Source organism: Edaphobacter sp. FHG110511_03 (assembly GCF_059115365.1).
Genome location: NZ_JBZYWL010000001.1, coordinates 533,014 through 557,477 on the forward strand (window position 1 = coordinate 533,014; position 24,464 = coordinate 557,477).

The 24,464-nt window shown below is 59.3% G+C and carries 15 protein-coding genes; 10 read left to right on the forward strand and 5 right to left on the reverse strand.

Annotated elements, in window-relative coordinates:
* Positions 1-2: 2 nt before the first annotated feature.
* Entirely contained in the window at positions 3-1,757 is a 1,755-nt protein-coding gene (locus tag AC5S26_RS02065; RefSeq protein ID WP_494183187.1) for a hypothetical protein, read from the reverse strand.
* A 108-nt stretch (positions 1,758-1,865) separates the two neighbouring features.
* Here AC5S26_RS02065 and AC5S26_RS02070 point away from each other — a divergent pair, with 108 nt between their 5' ends.
* Together AC5S26_RS02070 and AC5S26_RS02075 are read left to right on the forward strand one after the other, a co-directional pair.
* Positions 1,866-2,690, forward strand: a complete 825-nt coding sequence (locus tag AC5S26_RS02070) for an ATP-binding cassette domain-containing protein (protein ID WP_494183188.1) — start codon at positions 1,866-1,868, stop codon at positions 2,688-2,690.
* A gap of 53 nt (positions 2,691-2,743) precedes the next feature.
* Positions 2,744-3,499 carry a metallophosphoesterase family protein gene (locus tag AC5S26_RS02075; RefSeq protein WP_494183189.1) on the forward strand — a complete coding sequence of 252 codons (756 nt, stop codon included), beginning with the start codon at positions 2,744-2,746 and terminating at the stop codon, positions 3,497-3,499.
* Positions 3,500-3,551: 52 nt separating this feature from the next.
* Here AC5S26_RS02075 and AC5S26_RS02080 read toward each other — a convergent pair whose 3' ends face one another.
* Entirely contained in the window at positions 3,552-5,150 is a 1,599-nt protein-coding gene (locus AC5S26_RS02080) for a B12-binding domain-containing radical SAM protein (RefSeq protein ID WP_494183190.1), read from the reverse strand.
* A gap of 398 nt (positions 5,151-5,548) precedes the next feature.
* Between AC5S26_RS02080 and AC5S26_RS02085 the strand changes: the two genes are divergently transcribed.
* The gene (locus tag AC5S26_RS02085) at positions 5,549-8,113 is read left to right on the forward strand and encodes an ABC transporter permease (RefSeq protein WP_494183191.1); all 2,565 of its coding nucleotides are present in this window, start codon (positions 5,549-5,551) and stop codon (positions 8,111-8,113) included.
* A 115-nt stretch (positions 8,114-8,228) separates the two neighbouring features.
* Here the strand turns inward: AC5S26_RS02085 and AC5S26_RS02090 are convergent, their stop codons facing one another.
* On the reverse strand, positions 8,229-10,193 hold the full coding sequence (locus AC5S26_RS02090) for an ABC-F family ATP-binding cassette domain-containing protein (RefSeq protein ID WP_494183192.1): 1,965 nt from the start codon (positions 10,191-10,193) through the stop codon (positions 8,229-8,231).
* 213 nt (positions 10,194-10,406) lie between these two features.
* Here AC5S26_RS02090 and AC5S26_RS02095 point away from each other — a divergent pair, with 213 nt between their 5' ends.
* From AC5S26_RS02095 to AC5S26_RS02125, 7 genes are all read left to right on the forward strand, one after another.
* Positions 10,407-11,645 (forward strand): TIGR03118 family protein, encoded by a 1,239-nt coding sequence (locus tag AC5S26_RS02095; RefSeq protein ID WP_494183193.1) that lies wholly within the window; start codon positions 10,407-10,409, stop codon positions 11,643-11,645.
* A 370-nt stretch (positions 11,646-12,015) separates the two neighbouring features.
* Entirely contained in the window at positions 12,016-13,248 is a 1,233-nt protein-coding gene (locus tag AC5S26_RS02100) for a TIGR03118 family protein (protein WP_494183194.1), read from the forward strand.
* Between the two features lie 420 nt (positions 13,249-13,668).
* Entirely contained in the window at positions 13,669-14,007 is a 339-nt protein-coding gene (locus AC5S26_RS02105; RefSeq protein WP_494183195.1) for a hypothetical protein, read from the forward strand.
* Between the two features lie 26 nt (positions 14,008-14,033).
* Entirely contained in the window at positions 14,034-15,071 is a 1,038-nt protein-coding gene (locus tag AC5S26_RS02110; protein ID WP_494183196.1) for an LOG family protein, read from the forward strand.
* 35 nt (positions 15,072-15,106) lie between these two features.
* Positions 15,107-15,610 (forward strand): hypothetical protein, encoded by a 504-nt coding sequence (locus AC5S26_RS02115; RefSeq protein WP_494183197.1) that lies wholly within the window; start codon positions 15,107-15,109, stop codon positions 15,608-15,610.
* Positions 15,607-16,854: a cation:proton antiporter domain-containing protein gene (locus AC5S26_RS02120; RefSeq protein ID WP_494183198.1), complete on the forward strand. Its 1,248-nt coding sequence runs from the start codon at positions 15,607-15,609 to the stop codon at positions 16,852-16,854. The genes AC5S26_RS02115 and AC5S26_RS02120 overlap by 4 nt, the downstream gene beginning before the upstream one ends.
* 204 nt (positions 16,855-17,058) lie before the next feature.
* Positions 17,059-18,237 carry a hypothetical protein gene (locus AC5S26_RS02125; protein WP_494183199.1) on the forward strand — a complete coding sequence of 393 codons (1,179 nt, stop codon included), beginning with the start codon at positions 17,059-17,061 and terminating at the stop codon, positions 18,235-18,237.
* A 76-nt stretch (positions 18,238-18,313) separates the two neighbouring features.
* On the opposite strand, the gene AC5S26_RS02130 is transcribed toward AC5S26_RS02125, so the two are convergent.
* On the reverse strand, positions 18,314-21,511 hold the full coding sequence (locus tag AC5S26_RS02130; protein WP_494183200.1) for a TonB-dependent receptor: 3,198 nt from the start codon (positions 21,509-21,511) through the stop codon (positions 18,314-18,316).
* Between the two features lie 350 nt (positions 21,512-21,861).
* A complete protein-coding gene (locus AC5S26_RS02135; protein ID WP_494183201.1) occupies positions 21,862-24,324 on the reverse strand; it encodes an ABC transporter permease in 2,463 nt (820 codons plus the stop codon).
* Positions 24,325-24,464 lie beyond the last annotated feature (140 nt).

Sequence of the window (24,464 nt, forward strand, 5' to 3'; positions counted from 1 at the left end):
AGCTACAGACCGCTTCCGGTCAGAAAGATCTGCTCCGGCTTTGCGGCAATCACGCGGTACAACCCAAACTGTCTCGCGCTTTGTCCTCGCAGCTCGAACAGAAGACTCGCGCGGTTGCTCGCCTCCACATCGACCGGGCCAATCAGCCGCATCCATGGCGTGCGGTCGAGATGGGCCGCATCGGTTGCGCTGACCAGGGCTACCTTCAACTCACCCATGCCATTGTCTTGGGCCACGACGGTGACGTAGCGCATCACGGAGCCAGTCTCGACCGTGTGAGCCTGATACACATAGGTCGCCGCGCCACCATAGCTCAACGTATAGCCCGTCAGGTCTTCATCGGCCAGGGTGATCTGCGCGGAAGCAGCCACACCACCGTGTCTGCTCTTCGCCACTGTCTTTGCTGCTCCCGGCTTTTTGGCAGAAGAGGCCTTTGCCGCTGAAGGCGTCGTCTCCGTCGTTACCGATGCCTTGGGCGGGATGCCGCGCTTCAGAGTCGGCGGTCCGGTGTCCGACGACGTGCTCGCAGAGGTGCCAGTCGAAGCACCGGAGGCGGCAGGAGTCGTCTCCGTCGTTACCGACGCCTTGGACGGAATGCCGCGCTTCAGGGTCGGCGGTCCGCTGTCCGGCGCCGTGCTCGCAGCAGCACCAGCCGAAGCCCCGGACGCTGCAGGCGTTGCCCCTGCGATTGCTGTGGGCGGAGTCACTCCGGGTACCACGCCGTACTCGGCCAGCTTCGTCCGCGCGAATCCCTGCAGCTTGGCCAAAACACCGGCGCGCTCGTTGGGGTCTTCCCACGGCCGTGCAAATACATGGGGATCGCGGTTCTTCGCATCGGAGACCGCGACCATCTGGTGCATGTCTTTCGGGACCCCCATCAGCTTCGGAGGCTCGTTGTCCCCTTTGCCCTCATTGCTGCCGTGATGCAGCCTCGGCCGGTCGGGATCGTCGTTCAATGAACCTCCGCCGGTTACGGTCGCGATTTCGCCTTTTTTCTTCTCCTGTTTTGCCTCTTCCGGCGAGCGGCGCTTCAATGTGGGGCGCTCAGCGTCGTCGTTCGACGAGGTGGTCTTCCCGCTATCATTACCGGCTCCACTCGAGGCCGTATCGTCGTCCGTGCTCCTGCGGTGCATCGTCGGCCGGTCGGGGTCGGGTGTCGTTGGCGCGGGATCATCCTTGGCGTCGGAAGCAGGCTTTGAGCCCTGCGAGCTTTGCGGCGACCCGGAGCCCTGCTTCGGCTGCGCTGGGTCCGCGCCCTTGCCAGCGGCATCACCGGTCTTGTCGCCGAGATGCGGCTTGCTTGAATCGCCTCCGGATACCTGGATCACGGGCAGATTCTTCGAAGGCTTCAGCGTCGCGCTCTTCTTTGGCCTCGGAGCCTCCAGCGGCTTGAACGATCCATAGGCCATCCAGCCTTCATCAAAGGCCGGCCCCGGCGCGCCGTCGGGAAGCTTCGCATGCAGGGCCGACTCCAGCACCAGCGTTCCCTTAGCCTGCCCGGCGTCCTCCAGCTCATACACATTGCCGGAGAGAAGAGCGAACGGCACCGGCTGTGGCTTGTAGAGTCCGGCATCCTCCAGGTCGCCATCGATGAAGACGGTCACCGGCATAAACCGGCTTCCGGCCGGCTTGGCCAGATCGCCCGTCCACTCGTAGACACCTATGGCCCGAACCACAGTTTCTGGCTTTGCCTCGACCTTGTGGGTCTGGCCCCAGGCGGCGCCGATCTGGGTTAACCCCAGACTGAGCCCCGTCACGAAAGATAAAATCCCCTTTTTCATACGCGTCACGAGTTTAGACGCACCAGACCCTCCTACAGCCTCTACGCTTCCTCCGCACCCTTCGCTTCGCTACTATTGCGAGGAATGTCTATTGTTTCCAACCACCCTCTACTCGCAGTCGAAGGTCTTTCGATCTCCTTTGGCGGACCGCCTGCCGTCGATGGCATCTCCTTCCAGATCAACGAGGGCGAAACCCTGGGGCTGGTGGGGGAGTCCGGTTCGGGAAAATCCGCGACCTCGCTGGCAATTTTGCGGCTGCTTCCGCCCTCGGCTGGGGTAACCGGCTATCTCGGTTTTGATGGTTCCGACCTGCTCGCCCTGCCTGAACCGGCCATGCGCCGCCATCGCGGAAGAAGCATCGCCATGATCTTCCAGGAGCCGATGACCGCGCTCAACCCGGTGATGCCGATCGGGCAGCAGATTGCCGAGGCGGTCCAGGCCCATCATCCAAGCCTGTCCCGTCGCAAGGTTCGGGAGAGGGTGCTCGAATCGATGCATGAGGTGGCACTGCCCGAGCCGGAGCGGCGCCTGCACGACTACCCCCACCAGTTTTCGGGAGGGCAGCGGCAGCGCATCCTGATCGCCATGGCCATCGTCAACCGGCCGCGCCTGCTGATCGCCGACGAGCCCACGACCGCGCTCGACGTCACCGTGCAGGCCCAGATCCTGGCGCTGCTCAATCGGCTTCGGCGCTCCCACAACCTGTCCATGCTCTTTATCTCGCACGATCTCGCCGTCGTCAGCCAGGTCGCGGATCGGGTGGCGGTGATGCAGCATGGGCATATTGTTGAGCAAGCCCCGACGGCTCAACTCTTTCACTCGCCGCAGCACCCATACACGCGTCGCCTGTTAGCCTCAGCGCCCACCATGCGGACAGACCGGACTCAGCCTCTTGCAACTCTCGCCTGAAATAGAGATGGCAGGTACACTGTTTCGAGGCCCGCCAGGCCATACCGGACCTCATGCGAGCCCTGATTCTCTCGGACATCCACGCGAACCTCGAAGCCCTGAACGCAGTTCTTGACGCTGCCGGCCCCTATGACGCGCTGTGGAATCTTGGCGATGTCGTCGGCTATGGCGCCAGCCCGAATGAAGTCATCGAGACCCTCCGCCCATTGGCGCAGTTGAATGTGCGGGGAAATCACGACCGGGTATGTTGCGGCCTGGCGTCTGCGCTGGGGTTTAATCCCGTCGCACGTGCTGCCGCCGTCTGGACGCAGCAGGAGATGACGGCCTCCAACCGCGAGTGGCTTGCTTCGGTTCCCAAGGGCCCGGTTCATCCTGAGGGACTTCCTGGAATCGTCCTCGCGCACGGCTCACCGCTCAACGAAGATCAGTACATCCTGACCATGCGCGACGCCTGGGGACCTCTGCAGCAGAGCGGCACCGAAATCAGCTTCATCGGCCACACTCATCTGCAGGGCGGGTTCTGCCAGCACAATGAGGAGTGGCACGAGTTACGGCCCAGCTACAGCACCCGCAACGATGCCGACAGCTGGACGCTCACGCTGACCGAGGGCACGCGCCATCTCATCAATCCCGGCTCCGTAGGCCAGCCCCGCGACAACGACTGGCGCGCCGCCTTCGCGATCTACGACACCGAAGCAGGCGAGATCACCTTTCACCGTGTCCCCTATGACCTCACGACCGCGCAGGGACGCATCCTGATGGCGCAACTGCCAGAAAAACTGGCGCTACGGCTGCGCGAGGGGCGTTAAAAGCAGCCACTCAGATCTCGACTCGACGAACAGGCCCACACCTCCCCAGAGCTTATTGCCTGGAAATTACGACGAGCGGGGAGGGTTCGATTCGAGGTCCGAGAAAGGCCGGAGAACGCGTGGAGCCGGGTGAGAAGGCCAGTTCCCAGGCAGGTGACTGAAGCTGCGGCATCGGTTTCGCCTGAAAGAGCTTGCGGCACTGCTTCGCCGTCCAGCGAGCCCAGGCCTTTGATTTTTTCCGGCGGGCGCTGTCGGTGGAGATTCCTGTTCCGGCGTACATCTGGCGATAGAGCTTGGAGAGGAACATGAATGCTACGCGAGCCTTAAGGGTTGGGGTGCAAGCGGAGCGCTGCCAGATCGACGGCCAGTCATAGAACCGGTCCCAGACCTTCTGGGTGCGCTCGCTGATCTCACCGGAACTCATGGAGGGATGCGGCGTAAACATCTTGGGCCGAATCGCGGTGGGGATGAGCCAGTATCGCGTGATGGGAATGTCGCCGACCATCTGCGGGTCTTGAGCCTGTTCCTTCTCCCATCGGCCAAAGTCCACTGTGCCGGGAAACGGAGTCATCATTACGAACTGAGCAAAGGTGACGCCAGCCTTGAGGGCCATGTTGACCGTGGCCTCGAAGGTGGCGGGCTCGTCTGTCGGCAGGCCAAAGATAAAGGAACCCAGCACGTGCACGCCATGTTTTCTGAAGGTCTGAAGCTGACGGGCAAGGGCCTCGCCAGAGTAGTTGAAGTCTTTAAAAACGGCCTTGAGGCCTTCGGGGGTCACCGCTTCGACGCCTACCAGTGCGCCTTTGATGTTGGCCTTGCGCATGGCGTCGAGATACTCACCGTCTTCACCGGCCTCCATGGTGATCTGCGTGAAGAAGACCATGTCCTGGGGCAGCTTCGCGAGCTCTGCCATGAGGAGAAAGCGTTCGGCACGGATGGCGGTCAGCTCTTCGAGTTTGGCAACGTTGTTCTGCTCGCGCGCGAGGCGTAGATCGGTGAGGGTGACGGGATAGAAGTTGTCGTCGGCAAGAGCGATGAAGCGGAAGCCGATGCGTCGGAGGTTGACGATCTCGTCGATGACGGACTGGAAGGCGCGCTGGCGCGGCTTCTGCCCATCGGTGCGCCAGACGCTGCAGAAGGAGCAGTGTTTCGGGCAGCCGCGAATGGTCTGGACAGAGGCCCACATGTACTTGTCGCGAGGCATGAGGTCCCAGCGGGCGGCGAGGAACTCGGTGCCACCGATGCGTCCGCCGTCGTAGATCTTTGCCGGAGTTCCGGCAAGACAATCGGCGACGGCTTTGCCCCAGGCGATGTCGCCGTCGCCTGTAACTACGGCGTGAGCCTGACCGCGTTCAAAGGCCTCTTCAGGGAAGAGCGTGGCGTGGATGCCGCCGTAGACGACCCAGGCGCCGCGCTCGCGAGCGATGCGGCCGACTTCGTAGCCGCGAAGGGCGTTCCCAGTGTGCACGCTGATGCCGACGATATCGCCGGCCTGGATGGATTCGGGAATGATCTGCTCGAGGGATTCGTCGACGAGAATGGGGTCGCCAGCGATGGAGGGTGTGGCGGCAGCGAGGACGAACAGCCAACGCGGCGTAATGACTGCAGTCCCAAAAGAGTTGTCGCTGGGATTTACGAGATGAACACTCAAGAATCAATCCTTCCATCGTGCGAAGAGTAGGTTCGCAGGAGGATAAGATCGAAAATCAAGTACCAGCTGCGGCTGGACATTGAGTGCCGGCCCAGGAAAATTCCCGCCCGGCTAATGTCGTCCATCATACATAGGGAGCTTTACGACAAGACAGCTGCGCCTCTTCGACGAGCGAGGGCATTGAGCCGGCTGTTCGAACGGTTTTGGGCAGTAACAGGCGTATTTTTCGATAGTTATCGAAGGGAACCGGCTTCGGTTCCCTGCATGCCAGAGTGCTTTTCAAAAGCTCAGTCCCAACGGCAAAAAGACTTGATTCCTTTCGAAGGAACCGGGACGCAACTCCTCTCGTATAGAGCAAAGAACGCCCGTTGCGATTCCAAGTCCGTGTGGAGGAATGAATGCTGACTGACCTGCGTGATGCACTGCGGCAGCTAAGGAAAGCCCCCGTGTTTGCTGCAACAGCGGTGATCACCCTGGCCCTGGGAATCGGGGCGACGACAGCGATCTTCACCCTCGTGCATCAGGTCATGCTGAAATCGCTGCCCGTTGCGAAGCCGGACGAACTTTGGAGAATCGGAGACAAGATTCGCTGCTGCAACTGGGGCGGATATACCCAGAGCGACGATGGTGACTTTTCGATCTTCTCCTGGGAGGCGTACAAGCACTTTCGCGAGCACACCCCGGAGTTCAGCGACCTCGCAGCGTTACAAGCCGGAAATGCGCCGCTCGGCGTCCGTCGAGCAGGCTCCCAAGGACAGGCGGAGACACGGAATGGGCAGTATGTCTCTGGAAATTTCTTCAGGACTCTGGGCGTGCAGCCGTGGACCGGCAGGCTGATGACGGATGCGGACGATCAGGAGGCTGCACCGCCAGTGGCAGTCATGACCTATCGCGTCTGGCAGGAGAAGTACGGTTCCGATCCCTCCGTGGTAGGCGCTAACTATCAGATCAATGGTCATTCCTTCACGGTGATCGGCGTTGCTCCGCCCGGTTTTTATGGAGCGAAGCTGGCGGGTGGAGGCATGCCGGACTTCTGGCTTCCCCTGACAACCGAATTGCTGATCGACGGCGCAACTTCGCGGTTGAAGCGGCCAAGCGGCAGTTTTCTCGACCTGATCGGCAGGGTCAAGCCAGGAGTTGATCCGAAGTCTCTCGAAGCGAAGCTGAAGGTCGAGTTTCACGATTGGCTGGCAAGCCACGTGCCCGATATGGATCCGGGAGAGAAACAGCTCTGGCAGCAACAGACGCTGCACCTTATCCCAGGCGGAGCGGGTGTAGCAGAGATGAGGGACCAATACAAAGATGGATTAAAGCTACTGTTGATTGCGGCAGGATGCGTCCTGCTGGTTGCCTGTTGCAACCTTGCGAACCTGATGCTGGCGCGCGGATTAAAGGATCGAGCGCAGATCTCTATCCGCATGGCTCTGGGTGCCTCGCGGCGGCGGCTGGTGCGTAAGGCTTTGGTCGAAGCGGTTACCTTGGCGGTGATTGGTGGGATCTCGGGCATCGCAGTGGCCTATGGCGGCACTCGGTTGATCCTGTATCTGGCCTTCCATAACGCCAGTTCCACCAACTATGTGCCCATCCATGCGACTCCCTCGATGCTGGCGTTGCTGTTTACGCTCGGGATCTCTGTGTTCACCGGGATCCTCTTCGGGATTGCGCCTGCATGGATGACCTCGCATGCAGATCCGGTGGATGCTCTGCGTGGAGCAAACCGTGCTGTAGGCTCGAGGCGCTCGTGGACGCAGAAGTCGCTGATCATCGGCCAGGCAGCGATGTCCGTGGTCCTGCTCGCAACCGCGGCCCTGATGGCGCGGAGCCTGCGGAACCTGGAGCATCAGAGCTTCGGCTTCGAGACAGAGGGCCGGTACATCGCCTCGATCAACCCGATGCTGGGCAACTACAAGCCGGAGCAGATGGAACCGTTGTTCCGAAAGATCGACGAACGCCTGATGCAGATTCCAGGCGTGCGCATGGTGGCTCCCGCGCTTTACGCCCCGATGACCGGCGACAGTTGGAACGAAGGCGTTCGCATTCAAGGCAGGCCTGAGCCAGGGGCCAAGGAACACACAGGCGCGGGATGGGCGCGCGGGATGCCCGGATTCTTTGAAACACTCGGCGCGCAGATGGCTCTTGGCCGCCCCATCACGGAAGAGGACACCGCAACGACGCGCAAGGTGGCCGTGGTCAACGAAGCCTTCGCCAAACGATTCTTCAAAAACCAGAACCCCATCGGCGAGCACTTCGGACCGGACAAGATCAAGTACGCAGGAACCTACGAGATCGTCGGCGTCGTCAAGGACATGCGCTACATGACCTACGACTACAAGGATCCCGTGCAGCCGATGTTCTGGGTGCCGGAGACGCAGACCGTGGATTACGACGATCCGGCGATGAAGAGCGGTGAGATCTGGTCGCACTATCTCTACAACATCGTGATCTGGGCTCCGGGAAATCCTCCCGGCATGGAAGAACGCGTGCGGAAGGCGCTGGTGAGTGTCGATCCGGACCTTGTGCTCTACAGTGTCGACTCCTATAAACAAGTCGTCAGTGCAGACTTCCGGCAGGAGAACATGATCGCAACCCTGACCATGCTCTTCGGCGCGCTCGGACTTACGTTGGCGGCAGTAGGCCTGTATGGCGTGATGGCCTATATGGTCGAACAGCGGACTGGAGAGATCGGCGTGCGAATGGCACTGGGTGCGGACCGCGGCCATGTTCTGCGAATGGTCCTCGGCAACGCATTCTCGCAGGTAGGGATCGGGTTGGCGCTCGGTGTTCCGGCAGCGGTTGGAGCAGGCAAGCTCATGACGGATCAGCTATTCGGGGTGAAGCCATGGGACCCGCTCATGGTCAGCACGGCTGTCCTTCTGCTCGCCATAGCAGCGCTGCTGGCATCGCTGATTCCAGCGTACCGCGCAGCCGGAGTGGAACCCATGGTGGCGCTCAGGAGCGAGTGAAATCTGTACGCGCCGCGTCCAGGTTCGCGAACGTGTTCTCTCCAGCTTCCGGATTACGAGTGTTGAAATTTCAGTACTCGTAATCCGGATTTTTTTCTCAGTTCGCAGACTGGGACTAAGCCTGCTGCTCTTCCAACGCCATTGCCAGTTCTTCCCACTCCGCCGTCAGAACCGTACGCTCGTTGCGCAGGCGTTCCAGATCGGCGGCGTCCTTCTGCGACTGCTCCGCCGAGGTGAAGTTGCCCAGGCGTTCCTCAGCGGCTTCGATCTCCGCCTCAAGCTGCGGGATACGGTCCTCTGCGAACTTCAAGCGATCTTCCATCTGCTTAAGCTTGATGGGATTGAGACGTTTGATTGGAGCCGCCGCTGCGGTTTCGACTACTGGCGTCGGTATGGAGACGATGGGAGCAGGCGCGGGTGTCTTCAGGTCGGCGCTCAGCGACTCCTTCACCTTCTCCGGTCCGCCCTGCTTGCGCCACAGGTAGTCCTCGTAGTTGCCGGGGTAGATGTGGACGCGCTTGTCTTCCACCTCGAAGACGCGCGTGGCGAGGCCGTCGATGAAGTAGCGGTCGTGCGAGACGAAGAGCACCGTGCCGGTAAAGTTGCGGATCGCTTCGAGCAGCACATCCTTGGCGCGCAGGTCGAGATGGTTCGTCGGCTCGTCGAGCAGAAGCATATTGCTGGGAGAGACCAGCATCTTCGCCATGGCGTAGCGGTTGCGTTCGCCACCGGAGAGCACCCCGAGCTTCTTGAAGACGTCGTCGCCGGAGAACATGAAGCAGCCGAGGAGAGAGCGCAGCTCCACCACTGGCACCTTCGGCGACGCTCCAGCGATATCTTCCAGCATCTCGGCGTTGGGATCGAGCACCTTGTACTGATCCTGGGCAAAGAAGTCGACCAGCGCGTTGTGTCCGTAACGCACCGTGCCTGAGGTGGGAGCCTCCTGCTCGCTGAGCAGACGGATGAGTGTCGACTTGCCCGCGCCGTTGGCTCCGACCAACGCAATGCGATCGCCGCGCTCGATGGTGAAGTTGAGGTTGTCGAGGATGGTCTTTTCATTACCGTCGGGGGTTGGGTAGACCTTGGTGAGGTTCTGCACCTCGATGACAGTGCGGCCCGAGGCCGGAGGCTGCGGGATGGTGAAGTGGATCGTCGCTTCCTCTTCGGGGACTTCGATGCGCTCGATTTTTTCGAGTTCTTTGATGCGCGACTGCACCTGCTTGGCCTTCGTGGCCTGGTAACGGAAGCGATTGATGAAGGCCTCAAGCGCATCGATACGGTCGCGCTGATTCTTATACGCATTCATCAACTGCGTGCGCCGTTCTTCCTTCTGGGTGACGTACTTCTCATAGTTGCCGTGGTACGTGTGCATCCGCTTGTTCCAGATCTCGATGGTCTTGTTGACGGTCACGTCGAGGAAGTAGCGGTCGTGCGAGATAAGGATGAACGCGTTCGGATAGTCGTGCAGATAGTTCTCGAGCCAGTTGCGGCTTTCGAGATCTAGATGGTTGGTGGGCTCGTCCAGCAGAAGCAGCGACGGCTTCTGCAGCAGAAGCTTGGCGAGCGCGATGCGCATCTGCCATCCGCCGGAGAACTCTTCGGTCTTGCGATCCCAGTCTTCTTTCGTGAAGCCGAGTCCACCGAGAACAGCGCCTACCTGCGAGTCGAGGGTATAGATGTCGTGGACGTGGAGCTGGTCGGCGATCTCGGAGTAGCGATCGGCGGCAGCCTGATACTCCTTCGATTTGGGGTCCTTCTCGGACATGGTCGTCATCAGCTCGATGGACTCGGCCTCAAGCGCGTGCAGATGATCGAAGACCGACAGGCATTCCTCAAACACGGTCTTTCCGCGCATGGCGAGGCCGTCCTGCGGGAGGTAGCCGATGGTCGTGCCCTTCACCCGCGTCAGCTGGCCGTAGTCCAGATGCTCCACGCCTGCCAACACCTTTAGAAGGGTCGACTTGCCGGTGCCGTTGCCGCCCACCAGGCCTGTGCGTTCGTCCGGCGTAATCAGCCAGTTCACGTCATCAAATAGCAGTTTTTGGCCGAACCGTTTTCCGGCCGTGATCAATTGCAGCATTTCCTTCTATTTTCGCATCTCGCCGCGTCTGTCTCCTTCTTTTGACGAAGGGATGACAAGTCGATGACACCAGGTCTCAATCCTGCCCCATACGCTGACCGTGGATTCCAAGGACAGCTTCTTTCCCCGCCTGTCGTTGGCTCCAGCTCTATTGCCGGCATGGAGCATCTTTTTACGGGCCCCGCGGGACAACAGTAAAAGGAGCACATCATCATGAAATATATTCCGAGCCTGACAGCAGGGATAACACTTGTACTTTCGTTATCTCCTTCTGTCTTTGCACAGCACTACACACAGACTAACCTTGACGCCAATACCTCAGGCGCCGCCGAAGCCACCGACCCCCAACTCGTCAACGGCTGGGGCATCTCGCGTGGCCCAGGCAGTGTGTGGTGGGTTTCCGATCAGGGCACGGGAGTTGCAACACTCTATAACGGGCCTGGAGTGAAACAGTCTTTGGTCGTCACGATTCCCAAGTCGGATCCCAACGACAAGACGTTTCCCCATGGCACGCCTACGGGAACTATCTTCAACGGGAGTACGACAGATTTTCTGATCGCTCCGCAGAAACAGGCCGTCTTTCTTTTCGCTACGCTCGATGGGAGCATTGCGGCCTGGAATCCCACGGTTGGATTAGCTCAGGGAGCGAATCCACCTTCTACCAATGCGGTCACAGTTGCTCGTGGCGACGCTGGTTCGGGTTACACCGGACTTACGGCTGCCACCATTGACGGAGATCGCTACCTCTATGCGGCCAACTTCCTCAAGGGTCGCATCGATGTGTACGACAACAACTTCAAAGCAGTAAAGTTGCCGACGAAAGGGCGCGGGCATCACGACTCCTTCTTCGACGACCAGGGCATCTTCGACAACAACAAGCCCTTCACCGATGATCGACTTCCACGGAATTATGTTCCTTTCAACGTGCTGACGATAGGAAACGACCTCGTCGTTACCTATGCGCTGCACTTTGCCGGGAATCCCTTCGAGACTCCTGGCCCGGGTCTGGGGTACGTCGATATTTACTCGTCGGATGGAAGGCTGCTGCGACGGCTCGAGCACGGTGACTGGCTCAACGCCCCCTGGGGCATTGCGCTTGCGCCGCTCGACTTCGGGAAGTTCAGCCACCGTCTTCTGATCTCGAACTTCGCAGCAGGAGGAACGACCCAGTCAGCCGGGTTCATCTCCGCCTACGACCTCGCAACGGGCAAGTTCGAGGGACTGTTGGAGGACACGAGCGGAAAGCCTCTCGCCATCAATGGAATATGGGGAATCAGTTTTGCGAACCCGGCTGGTGCAAGTCCCACCAATCCTGTCTCGGCCAGCTATGACTCTGACGAGGCACCGGCCGCACAACTGTACTTCGCTGCTGGACCCAACCAGGGCACCGCGGGCCTGTTCGGATACCTGACTCCGCTCCCGGCTGAGCAGGTACAAGGCAACGATCAATAAAGATTGATCCCTCAAGCAAGGGAGCCGCATTAATACTCGCGGCTCCTTTTTTTATTCCCATATTTCTTCATAGACAGCAGAGAAGTATCTGCGGACGTTGTTTAGAAACATTGTCGCAATTTCAGGAATAAAAGAGGCGGCTGACCTGTTAACTCGGCATGCCTGTCTCTGCGGTCTTTCGTAGCTTCGGCTGTCATTGTTTTACGAAGGGATGACAAGACCGTGACACCGAATCTCCGCAGTGACCCTACGCTTACCGAGGATCAACACAGTTTCTTCCCGCCTGTCGTTGAGCCCATCCCTGTCTGCTTCGCTCAGGCAGGAGGGTATCGGTCAAATTCTGCGGGCCTTACCTTCCAAGGAGTTCCATATGAAGGGTTTTCCCAAGCTGCTTCTTTTCACAGCAGCAGGTTTTTCATTGACGCCGTCCGTCGTTCACGCGCAACACTACACGCAGGTCAACCTCGTCTCGAACGTTTCAGGAGTAGCCCCTGTCACGGATCCGCAGCTCATTAATCCGTGGGGACTCTCCCGCAGCTCTGCTTCGCCCTGGTGGATCTCCGATGCCGGCTCGGGTTTCAGCACGCTGTACAACGGTGCAGGGGCCAAGCAGTCGCTGATCGTAACCATTCCGAAGGCCGATCCCAACGACAAGACCTTCCCCGCTGGAACTCCAACCGGGACGATCGCCAATTCCAGCCCGACCGATTTTCTTCTCGCCCCTGGCAAGCCTTCCGCCTTCCTCTTTGCGACCATCGATGGTTCCATCGTCGGATGGAATCCAACCGTTGCGGTTGCTCCCGGTGGAGCCCCACCTTCCACCAACGCCGTTACCGTCTTCCGTGCCAAGGACAAATCCAGCTATACCGGCCTTACCGCTGCGACCGTTGATAATCAGCACTATCTTTACGCTGCGAACTTCGGCAAGGGCCGTGTCGACGTATTCGACACCACCTTCAAGCCAGTCAGTTTGAAAGATAACGACGACCACCATGGCCACTCAGATCAGTCCTATGGCGACAACGATCGTTTCTTCGGAGGCAACAATAACCCCTTCACGGATGATCGCCTCCCGCGTTTCTACGCTCCTTTCAACGTGCAGACCATCGGCAACGATATTGTGGTCACCTACGCGCTGCATCTTCCGGGGCAGCAGGTCGAGACCGACGGACCGGGCCTCGGCTACGTCGACATCTACTCCTCCAAGGGCAAACTGCTCAGCCGCCTCGAGCATGGCGACTGGCTCAACGCACCCTGGGGAGTTGCTCTGGCTCCGCTCGAGTTCGGACGCTTCAGCCACGATCTGCTCGTAGGCCAGTTCGCTGGCGGCACTACGACAGAGTCCAGCGGATACATCGTCGCGTACAACCTGGCAACCGGCGCTTTCGACGGTCTGCTTGAAGACGCGACTGGCAAGCCGATCTCCATCAACAGCATCTGGTCCATCACCCCGGCCAACAGCGCCACGGCAAACAGCTACGACACCACCGGAGCGCCAGCCTCGGAGCTCTACTTCACCGCAGGTCCCGATCACGGAACAGGCGGCCTCTTCGGATATCTCAAGCCCGTTGCTACAGACCTGATTCAGGGCAACGATCAGTAAATTCTTCCATCAATCAAAGGAGCTGCGACCGACATGGTTCGCAGCTCCTTTGCTCTTCCGCTCAGAAGTACCCCCGATCGGCAATCTGGTTTTCGAATTCGGCAACGCTGCTCACCCCGGGCGAAAGGCAATATTCGATGCCCTCAAGATCGTCCGGCAAAAAGTAGCCACCGTCCGCCTCGCCACCGATGCGGATCGGGTCTCTGCCACAATCTTCCGGCCGACAGGCTGCGGATCAGCCCCACGCAGATCGTCGAGTTTCGTATGCCGCCCCACGCGGTAGCCCGTCCCCAAAAGGCGTTTCTGACGAGTTCTTTCATTCGCGTCGACTCTACTTCAGCCGCAATTCACCCATGTGAGGGCGCCTTCGAAGAGAGACAACAGCGGAGCCCCTCTGCTAAGGTCAAAGATGAGAGCTTGATGCCAGGTCAGTCCCAACTATTCCCGGATCACGAACCCAACGTGTTGCCGCCGCCTCCGAGCGGTTCCGCCGAAACCAGACGCGCCGCGGCACCGGTCTGGCTGCAACGCCTCTCTCTCTTTGTGCTCGTGCTCTTCTGCGTTTATCTCGGCGTCCTGGTGATGCTGCTTCCCTGGTGGACGCGGGTGTGGGACCACAACCTCTTCATCCAGTCGCATCCCCCGCTCGCCGCCTTTCTGCACAACGGAGCCGTGCGCGGTATCATCTCCGGGCTGGGGCTGCTGGATATATGGATCGGCATCTCCGAAGCCGTTCACTATCGCGACTATCGCGGCTGACCCCGCCAGCGAGGATTTACAAAATAATGGCAACTGACAACAAGAACCTCTCACCTGCAACAGATCCGGCCACCCCTGGCATCCCCGAACCCCTCGAAGAAGCTCCGCTCGCCTACGAAAATTCCGACTTCCTCAACTCGCCCGATGCGCGCATCCTCCGCATCATGGCCGAATACCAGGAGCCGCTCTCCCGCTTTCGCCGCGAGCGCATTCAGGACACCGTCGTCTTCTTCGGCTCGGCACGCTTTCGTGCGCTTGATGTTGCGGCGGCAAACTTTGAGCTGCTGGCCAATACCGGCTCCAAGGAACCGGCTCCCGAACAGCCTGCCACTCTCGAAGAGGTCGAGCACGGAAAGGCCACGGGCGCGCGACTGCGGCTCGCCGGGGCTGCCATCGAGATGGCCGCCTACTATGAGGACGCACGCGCTCTCGCCAACATGCTTGCTACCTGGTCCAAGTCGCTTCCCGGCCCGCGCCATCGCTTCGTCGTCACCTCGGGCGGCGGTCCCGGCATTATGGAGGCCGCCAATCGCGGAGCTTACGAGGCCGGGGCGAAGACCATCGGGCTCAACATCAAGCTTCCCTTCGAGCAGCAGCCGAACCCGTACATCACGCCGTCGCTCAACTTCGACTTCCACTACTTCTTCATGCGCAAGTACTGGTTCGCCTACCTCGCCAAGGCGCTGGTTATCTTTCCCGGCGGCTTCGGGACCCTGGACGAGATGTTCGAGGTGCTCACCCTTGCGCAGACCAATAAGCTCGCCAAGAAGATCACCACCATCATCTACGGCACGCCTTATTGGAAGTCCGTGATCAACCTCGACGTCCTCGCGGAAAAGGGAGCCATCGCCCACACCGACATGAACCTCTTCCGCTTCGTCGACACTCCGGAAGAGGCATTCGAGATTCTGAAAGAAGACCTCACGAAAAACCATCTCAACTCCGACTACGAACGAGCCCTGCAAGAGCGGGCTCGCCGCGCGGCCGGGGCACATGACGTTCCCAAAGATCCCGCCCCCAGCGCTCAGGAGATTCTCGGCCCGGATATCGCCTCCACACAATGATCACAACCCCTGAGCTCACTGCCTGATAATGAGGCATGGTCTCTCCACGCCAACTGCCGCTCTACGACGCCGGCCACAAGCCTGAGACGTGGAATGAGCGTATGGTTCCTGGAGAATATGCCGTTCATTACTCCAGCTTTGAGGGCGGAGCTCCCGAAGCTCCTTATTGCACAGTGTTCGACACTCTGCAGGAAGCTGTCGACTACGCGCAGGAACAGATAAAAACGCGTACCGATCTGCGCTGCGCCATATACGACCACGAGGGCTTGGTCAGGCCTCCAGTTCGGGAGGTTCGAGGACGCGACTTCAAAGAGAACGAGATCTCCACGCGGTTTCGAAGATGGGTCGGCTCCATCCTTTTCTTTGGCGGGTCCATTTTGACGATCGTTGACTGGACGAAAGATTTTCGGTTCCTGTGGCCCTCTGCGCTGGGCACGCGCATGTTGATTCCCGGCTTTGCGCTACTGTTTGTCGAAGCGATGATCCTTCTTCACAAACGACGGAGCCATGGAAGATCGGAAGAAAAGGGAACAGCATGACACTTCTGATCTTTCAAATTGCCGTCATCCTGCTCGTAAGTCTTCTCTGTGGAGCGGTTGCGCGCAAGCTCGGCCAGGCAAGGGTAATTGGAGAGATCGTTGGCGGAATTCTGATCGGTCCCTCGGTACTGGGCCGGTATGCGCCTCATGCTTTCTCGCATCTGTTTCCTGCAAGCTCTCTCAGTCTGTTCGAGATGATCAGCACCCTTGGGCTCATTCTCTTTCTCTTCCTGATCGGAAGCGAGCTCGACTATGAGCATCTTCGGGAACAGAAGTTCACCGCAACGCTCGCAAGCCTGATGAGCATGGTTCTTCCGTTCGGGTTGGGAGCTCTTGCTTCCCCCATGCTGTATCCTCGCTTCGCTCCCACTGGAGTCGACAAGCTCCCTTTTGTCCTGTTCCTGGGAATATCGATGAGCATTACCGCCTTTCCGGTTTTGGCAAGAATCCTGGAAGAGCGCCAGATGCACTCAACTCCGCTTGGGGCTATGGCCATGATGTGCGCTGCTGTCGACGACGTCTCAGCGTGGTCGCTTCTTGCAATTGCCATGACGTTGTTGCCTTCGCAAAGCAATTCCATGGCAATCTCGCATCGAGCTCTTTGGCTGGGTGTATATCTCTGCGTCATGCTGTTTGTCGTACGCCCCCTCGGGAGCTGGCTCGCACGGCGGAATAACGAAATCAGACTCTCTTATGAACTGCTGGGGCTCATTCTTGTAGTCGTCTTCTTGTCAGCCGCGGCAACCGATGCTATCGGGGTTCATCCTCTGTTTGGGGCCTTCCTGGCGGGTCTTTGCTTTCCACGGGTCCGGCGTTGGCAGCAGACACTCCGTTCCCGGCTCGACGTGATAGTCTCGCTCGTCCTCCTGCCTCTTTTCTTTGCTCTGACCGGATTGAGGACACGGCTGGACCTTTTATCGGGACTCCATGTCTGGCTCTGGACCGGAGTCGTTCTTGTTCTTGCCGTTCTTGGCAAAGTCGGCGGAGCTGTCGCTGCAGCGCGCTGGACGGGATACGACTGGAGAAATTCGATTGCTCTCGGGGCACTCCTTAACACGCGCGGCCTGGTGGAGCTGATTGTGCTCAACATCGCTTATAACGCGCACGTATTCTCTCCAACCCTATTCACGATGCTGGTCATCATGGCACTCGTGACGACGATGACCACCGTTCCGGTTCTAAATTGGCTGAAAGTGGGCAAGCGAGCAGGAGTGCACGACCTCACACTCCCAAAAGCAGCCTGAAACGAGTCGCGTATACGATCGACTTCTGCGATTCCCATCTTCATACATCGTTCTCAGAGTCAGAGACAGGCGAGAGTTTCGCGGGTAACCAACTGATTAACGGCCTTTTATGAATATTGAAGCCCCTTTCTCGGTGCAGTTATCGCATTGTCACAATGCGCTTTCATACTGCCTCCGAGCGAGATAGAACGCTCGGAGGGCCCTATGAGCCAGTCGTCCATCTCATATCTATGGCGTGAACCCCAGGCCGCCCGTGGTTTTACCACCGGCGTTTCGCTGCACAGCCATACCAATCAATCCCAGGAGACGCTGGACTTCATCGCCGAACTCTCGCGCGACTGGAGCTTTCTTAACAAGGCCATGCGCTGGGCCGAAGACCGCTGCGGCCGTTTGTCGGGCATCCGGCCCGACTATGCCCACGGCTACTGGACTCCGCCGCTGACCCCGCGGATCGCCTTCGACCTCGAGAGCTCGCAGATCGAGAACCGCCTCCAGCTTCCGGCGCTGGTCTCGCTCACCGACCACGACGACATCAACGCGCCTCTGCTTCTTCGCTCCGTCTCCTCGGCGCGCCACATTCCCGTCTCGGTCGAATGGACCGTCCCGTTCTACGAGAGCGCCTTTCACATCGGCGTCCATAACCTGCCCTCCGCTACCGGCCAGCAGTGGATGGATCGGCTCCGCGCCTTCACCGCCATCCCCGTGGCCGAGCGCAAGCCGAACCTTCTCCGCGACCTCCTCGCCGAGCTGGCCGAGATCCCGCAGGTGCTCATCGTCTTCAACCACCCCATCTGGGATCTCTACCGCGTCGGCCGCCAGCGCCACGATGTTCTCGTCAACGAGTTCCTCGCCGTCCATGGACAGCACGTCCACGCGCTTGAGCTGAATGGCCTGCGCGACTGGAAGGAAAACCGCGAGGCCTCCACGCTCGCGGGCAAGTGGAACCAGCTGGTCATCTCCGGCGGCGACCGTCACGGCGCCGAGCCCAATGCCAACGTCAATCTCACTCGCGCGACCTCCTTTACCGAGTTCGTCCACGAGATCCGCCGCGATCGCCAGAGCCACGTGCTCTACATGCCGCAGTACGCCGAGCCCTGGAAACACCGCATCCTGCAATCCACGCTCGATGCGATCCGCGACTATCCGCACTTCCCGGAAGGCTCGCGCCGCTGGGACCAGCGCGTCTACCATCCCGACGGCAAGGGCGGCATGCGCCCGCTCTCCGAACTCTGGACCTCGGAGAATCACATGCCTCCTATGTGGATTCGCGCCGTCCTCGCAAGCGTCCGCCTCATGGGAGCCGCACCTCTCTCCGGAACCCTTCGCTTCGCCTGGGACGACTCCGCAAAGATGCGTGCCGCACTGGCCAAGCAGGAGGCCTGAACTTACTCAGAATCATGCAGAAAAAGGCGTCCTGAGATTCCAGGACGCCTTCTCTTTTTGCGCTGCATGCCGCTCCTCAGAAGAGGTACTTCACTGCGAGTTGCAGCTCACGGTTGTTCAAACGGGTTGAGGTGACTTGGCCGAAGGTGCTGTCTCCCAGGTTGGCATCCGGCGTCGACCACTGTGGCGTATTGAAGGCATTGAAGGCCTCGAAGCGAACCTGGAGCTGATGCGTCTCGTTGTACGGCATTGCGAAGTTCTTCATCACCGCCAGGTTCACCACGTCGATTGCAGGAGAGACCAGGGGATTACGCGTCGAGGTCCCGAAGTTCACAGTGCTGAGGGTGAACGCATCCGTGTTGAACCAGTTGTCGATCGTCCGGTTCGCCACGCTCAGCTTTGAGCCCGTGACGCGGTTGGGGCGCTCCCACTGATTATCCGTATTCTGTCCGTCGCTGCTTTGCAGGATGTCATACGGATTTCCACTGGCGAGCTGCACAAGTCCATTCAATGCCCAGCCATCCGCAAGGAGCTTCGTCGCCGTCGTGCCGCTCTTGATGAAGGTAGGTAGCTTCCACACATATCCCACGGACAGATTGTGTCGCTGGTCGGTCGTTCCGTTTGCCCACTCATGTGGGTTCCTCGGATCCTGGCACCCGCAACCTCCGCCGTTCGTATCAAACGCTTGATTGTCCAGCTCGTGCGATAGCGTGTAAGCCGCTGTGAAGCTGACGCCCTTGGTGAGCCGGTGCTCGAAGTGCACCTGCAGGCCGTTGTAGCTCGACGCGCCATCGAAGTCCTGATAGCGAATGCGAGCAAAGGTGTTGTACGGCCGTCTGCCCTGAACATCATTGACCAAATCTCCCGGAGCAGCCGAGTTGAAGTTCTTGATGCTGCTATCGATATGGCTGCCATTGACGCCGACATAGCTGACATCCAGCACATTCGAACCGAACTGCTTGGAGACAGTCAGGTTGTACGTTTGCAGGTAGAGATCCGGATGTTTACGATCGGCAGGCAGCGTGACGGCGTTGAAGAACGGGTCCTTGGGATACAGCGAGGCCGGCACGGGATTCTGGATCGTCGCCACCGGATTGCTGCTGGGATTGGTAATGGTGAGGCTGCCTGCCGTAGGCGGATTCAACTGCAGGATGTTGATGTTGTCGAATTGACCACCATAGTAGAAGATCCCGTACCCGGCGCGAACCACCACCGTAGATGTCGCACTGTAGGCAAAGCCGATCCTGGGTCCGAAATCCTTATGCGTAATCGACCAGATATTATTCAGCCGCTGACCCGGCGCAGGAGTGAACACCGGGGCAACACTGCCGTACGGTGCAGTTCCGCTGAAATCCAGCGTGCGCGAGACATTGTTCACATCCACGGGCGGAGCGAACAGGTCATAGCGCATACCAATGTTGATCGTCAGTTTGGAGTTGAACCGCCAGTTGTCCTGCACGTAGAAGGCCGAGCGCCACTGCCTCGACTTCGTGATCGGAACACCCTCTGGCGTAATGCTGGTGCGCGGAAAGCCGAGCATGAAGTCGGCAGCAGGATCGCCCGTGCTGTCGCTGGTACCCGTGATGTCTCCGGTAAAGTCCATCTCTCCGAAGGGTGTATTGTTCGTCGTCGCATCGTCGAGTACATAGCGAATGTCGGTGCCGAAGATCAGCGTGTGCTTGCCGCGAGTCCACGTGAGGTTATCGGCGAGCTGATACGTCCGGCTGTAATCGAGGTTCGATGCCGCCAGGTCGTCTCCCATTCCGAGATATCCGGCGATGTTCAGAAGCGGGAATCCCTCCTCGTTCGGATTCAGTGGCCGGCCGTTCGGGCCACCGACCTTGAAGCCGTTGATCCCAAGCGACTCGACAGTAAAGTCCGTGCCTGTCCGCGTGCTCACCTGTTTCACGTGCTCGAGATTAACTCCAGCCCGGAGTTCGTTGAGCAGCTGCGGCGAAAAAATATGGAGATACTGCAGCGCAACATTGTGGATGGGATACGTGCCGGTGAAATGAAAATTAGGATTCACATCCGTCACCGGAAAATCTCGAAGAGCGTAAATGTAGTGCAGGAAGATCTGATCGCTCTCGCTGAACTTGTGGTCGATTCGAGCAATCCCCTGGTTCACGCCGAGACGGCCAGAATTCACACCGGCATAATTCGTGCTGCCACTGCTGTTGGGCAGCGGCATATACGCGTTGATGATGTTCGCGGAGACGGGGTTTACGGGAATCTGGTTGTTCGGATAAGGATTGCCGGTAAACGGATTGATGATCGGTGTAGAGGAGGCGGAAAAATCGCCCTTGCGCTGCGCCGCCGTCAACACGTTCGCTGTCGAGGGAAACTCCTCGATCGAGCGAAGACCCTCGTAGCTGAGAAAGAAGAAGGTGCTGTCCTTGATGATCGGGCCTCCGACCGTGGCTCCAAACTGGTTCTGCTTCAGCACGTTCTTCGAAAGCGGAGCAGGACGGAAGTAGTTGCGCGCGTCCACCGCATCGTTGCGGATGAACTCAAACGCGCTTCCGTGAATTCGATTGGTTCCTGACTTCAGCTGGATGTTCACGTTCGATCCGGCGCTGCCGCCGTACTCCGCGGAGTAGTTGCCGGTCTGTACGGTGAACTCCTCAATGGCGTCGATCGAAGGAAACAGGTTTACATAGGCATGGCGATTGTTAACCATGGTGACGCCATCGACGTTCACCTGACCCCAGGTGGAGCGGCCGCCATTCGAGGAGATCGCCGAGCCGTCGGTGCTCGACGAGTGCAGGTCAGGATTGTAGACGCTTACACCTGGCGTCAACACCGCGAGGTCGTTGAACTTTCTCCCATTCAAGGGAAGATTCTGTGTGCGCTCGGCGTCGATCACCGCGCCCAGAGCGGCGTTTTCGCTCTGCAGCAAGGGCTGCCCGCCTTCCACTTGCACTGTCTGTTCCGAGCCGCCAATGTTCAGCGTGAAGTCGATCTTGTCCTGCTGGTTGAGCGCAAGGACGATGCCGGTTCTCTTCTGTTTTGCGAACCCCTTTGCCTCGATCGTAACGTCGTAAGTGCCGGGAGCAAGATAGCGAATCGCGTATTGGCCCTCGGTGCCGGTAACAGCAACTTTGTTGATGCCTGTAGCCGGAGAAGCGACTGTGACTGTGGCTCCGGGGATTACAGCACCTGAGCTATCCGTAGCTGTACCCAGAATGGTGGTGTCGAGAGACTGACCCCGCAGAAGCACACAGGGTAGGACGAGATAGAGAGTAAAGATCGCAGAAATGAAACGACTACGCATGGGAGGACCTCCTGAGCATTACGGTTTTTTCAAAACGGGGAGAACTGTAAGCGCTATGCGATGAGGACTATTTTTTTATTTGTAACGGTGATGGGCGATTATAGACACGCCATGGCAAGCAGCCGATAGAGGCAAATGACCTACTCGCAAGTAAGCAAAATGCGATTTTTTCAAGGGAAATTGCCGCCAATCAATTTGGCGGATCAATAGATAAAAATTGAATTTTGCAGGTAAGTAATTGCCGATCTTGATTTATCGCATCGACGGCATCGCGATTCAGAACAACACGGTACGGCGGAAACCTCTTCTGGTTTTCTGAGCACGCCGTTCAGCAATGTCACACATCTTTTCTAGTTGGAGCGCAGGGCCTTGACCGGATCCTCGGAGGCGGCGCGAGCCGCGGGGAACGCCGAAGCCGCAAGCCCCATCAGCATCATGAACGAAACGCTCACGATATAGATCAGGGGATCGGTCGCGCTGACGTCGAAGAGGAACGAGCGGACCAGTTGCGCTACTGCAAGAGAGCCAAGGACACCGAGGACGCATCCCACCACGGCCAGCTTCACGCCTGATAGAAGGACGAGCCGCGCGATGGCGCTTCGCTGCGCTCCGACTGCCACGCGGATCGCAATCTCCTGCGTGCGTTGCGAGACGGAGAAGGCCATGATCCCATAGATTCCCGTGATGGCCAGCAGAAGCGCTCCCAAGGCGAAGGCACCGATGAGGCTGGTATTGAACCGGCGCGGAGCCTCTACCTTCGACATCACATCGTTCATGGATTGCACATGCTGCAGGGCGATGAGCGGGTCGATTCCGGAGACGGTCGCCCGCAACGTCGCAATCATCTGTTCCGGCGGCAGGGCGGAGCGGAGCGTGATGTATCCTCCGGCGGGATCGCTGAGGTGGCCGGTGAAGCTTGTGCCGTAGAGAGTAGCGGGCTGTTGCACAGGCGAATACCATTGATTGCGATTCGGCTCGTCGCGAGAACCGAGCTTGGTATCGGAGACCACTCCAACCACCGTCGCCCAGGGCAGGTGGTTCTGCGGATTTCCCACGTGCATTCGCTTACCGATCGCCCTCTGGCCCGGCCACGCGTGTCGCGCCATCGATTGGTTCACAATCACCACGGGGGGAGAGTCAGGACCATCGTTCGGGGTAAAGTAGCGGCCGTCCAGCAGCGAAATTCCCATCACTCGAAAGAAGTCTCCATAAACGGTTCCGAAGACACCGAAGGTCTGCTTCCACTTCTTCAGAGGCTCACCCTCGATGGTGTAGGCCGCCATTCCGGCGAAGCCGCTCGAAGGCAGGATATTGGTAAGGCCTACCGCCACGACTCCCGGTTTGTTGGCGAGGCCCTCGACCACAGCCTGGTTGAAGACGCCGGTAGAGACCTGGTCCGGATACCGTCGCAGAGGCAGTTGATAACCCGCAACAAGAATATGGTCCGGCTGAAAGCCGGGGTCGACGGCTCGCATCTTCTGAAAGCTTCGCAGGAAGGCTCCCGAAGCGGTGAGCAACACCAGAGCGATTCCGATCTCCGAGATCACCAGCACAGAGCGCAGACGGTTATGGCTGGAGCCGCCTTGCGGGCTTTCCTTCAGGTTCTCGATCAGGTCGATCCGCACGGCCGTGAAGGCCGGTACCAGGCTGCAGAGAACTCCCGTCACCAGCGCAAGCAGGAGCGCGAACGCCGCCACCCTTGCGTCGATCGAGATTGAGTCGAGCCTCGGAATCGATGCAGGCAGCAGATGGAGCGCCGTACGGATCGCGGTTGCGGCAACCGCCAGTCCGAGCAGTCCGCCCGCCACGCTGAGCAGAAGTCCTTCCAGAAAAGATTGACGCAGAATCGCTCCGCGACGTGCCCCGATCGCCAGGCGAATCGCGTATTCGCGACGCCGGCGAATGGCTCGCACCAGCATCAAACCGGCCACGTTCACGCACGCGATGAGCAAGACGATCGAGACCGCGGCAAACAGGGTACGCAGCAGAGGCCGCACCTTGGCGACCGTGTCCTCCCGCAGCGGAGTCGCATCGCCGCGAATGTGAATTGCGGACAGCGACGAGGGAAAGGTTCGCATCACCTGCTGGGCCACGCGGTCTGCATCCTGCGCCGCCTGCTGAACAGTGACGCCGTCCTTGAGCCGCGCCACCATGTGATATCCCCAGAAGCCCGCCCTCTGCTCGGAGAGCTCGTCTGGCGTAACGCTCATCGGAACCCACAGTTCAGTCTGGGCAGGCCCGCCCTGCACCGGGAACTCGAAGCTGCGCGGCATGACTCCAACGATGGTGTACGATCTGCGGTCGAGGTCCATGAAGCGCCCGACGATTCCAGGATCGCTGTGGTAGCGGTTCACCCATGCGCCATAGCTGAGAACGGCGAGCGGACTTCCCGCATCCTCCTCTTCCCGGGTAAACACGCGGCCAAGAAGAGGCTGAACCCCCAAGGTAGGGAAGACGCCGGACGTAAGCCGGGCCGCGCTGATCTCCTCGGAGCGCTCGCCGCCGGAGAGCTCATAGTGCGCCGGAATGAAGCCGCCAAGCGAAGAGAAGGCGCTCGTGGCACTCGTATACGTGGAGATCTCGCGAGCCGTCACTCCCGTATTCATGCCCGCGCTCAGAAGATCGCCCGGCAGCACCAGTCGCTCCGGTTCGCTGTAGGGAAGCGGCCGGAGAAGAATGCCTTCAATCAGTGAAAAGATGGCCGTAGTCGCGCCGATGCCAACCGCCAGGGTAAGAATGACGGTCACGGTGAAGCCAGGGGTCTTTCGAAGCTGGCGAAAAGCGAAGCGGAGATTCTGCGAAAGTGTTTCCATGCACTCCTCGTTGGCTTCCGAAAATCAACAGTGATCTGGCAAACATTAGAGACCGGACCGGGGCGTATTGCAATTTTGGAGTTTGCCACACGATTCGGGAAGCCCTGCATGAAAATCTTGTCGTTTCTTCAAAAGAGAAC

Bases quoted from the DNA above. Each gene is read 5' to 3' on its own strand.
- AC5S26_RS02070 (WP_494183188.1), top strand. From the start codon at position 1,866: ATGTCTATTGTTTCCAACCACCCTCTACTCGCAGTCGAAGGTCTTTCG.
- AC5S26_RS02075 (WP_494183189.1), top strand. From the start codon at position 2,744: ATGCGAGCCCTGATTCTCTCGGACATCCACGCGAACCTCGAAGCCCTG.
- AC5S26_RS02085 (WP_494183191.1), top strand. From the start codon at position 5,549: ATGCTGACTGACCTGCGTGATGCACTGCGGCAGCTAAGGAAAGCCCCC.
- AC5S26_RS02090 (WP_494183192.1), bottom strand. From the start codon at position 10,193: ATGCTGCAATTGATCACGGCCGGAAAACGGTTCGGCCAAAAACTGCTA.
- AC5S26_RS02095 (WP_494183193.1), top strand. From the start codon at position 10,407: ATGAAATATATTCCGAGCCTGACAGCAGGGATAACACTTGTACTTTCG.
- AC5S26_RS02100 (WP_494183194.1), top strand. From the start codon at position 12,016: ATGAAGGGTTTTCCCAAGCTGCTTCTTTTCACAGCAGCAGGTTTTTCA.
- AC5S26_RS02105 (WP_494183195.1), top strand. From the start codon at position 13,669: ATGCCAGGTCAGTCCCAACTATTCCCGGATCACGAACCCAACGTGTTG.
- AC5S26_RS02110 (WP_494183196.1), top strand. From the start codon at position 14,034: ATGGCAACTGACAACAAGAACCTCTCACCTGCAACAGATCCGGCCACC.
- AC5S26_RS02115 (WP_494183197.1), top strand. From the start codon at position 15,107: ATGGTCTCTCCACGCCAACTGCCGCTCTACGACGCCGGCCACAAGCCT.
- AC5S26_RS02120 (WP_494183198.1), top strand. From the start codon at position 15,607: ATGACACTTCTGATCTTTCAAATTGCCGTCATCCTGCTCGTAAGTCTT.
- AC5S26_RS02125 (WP_494183199.1), top strand. From the start codon at position 17,059: ATGAGCCAGTCGTCCATCTCATATCTATGGCGTGAACCCCAGGCCGCC.
- AC5S26_RS02130 (WP_494183200.1), bottom strand. From the start codon at position 21,511: ATGCGTAGTCGTTTCATTTCTGCGATCTTTACTCTCTATCTCGTCCTA.
- AC5S26_RS02135 (WP_494183201.1), bottom strand. From the start codon at position 24,324: ATGGAAACACTTTCGCAGAATCTCCGCTTCGCTTTTCGCCAGCTTCGA.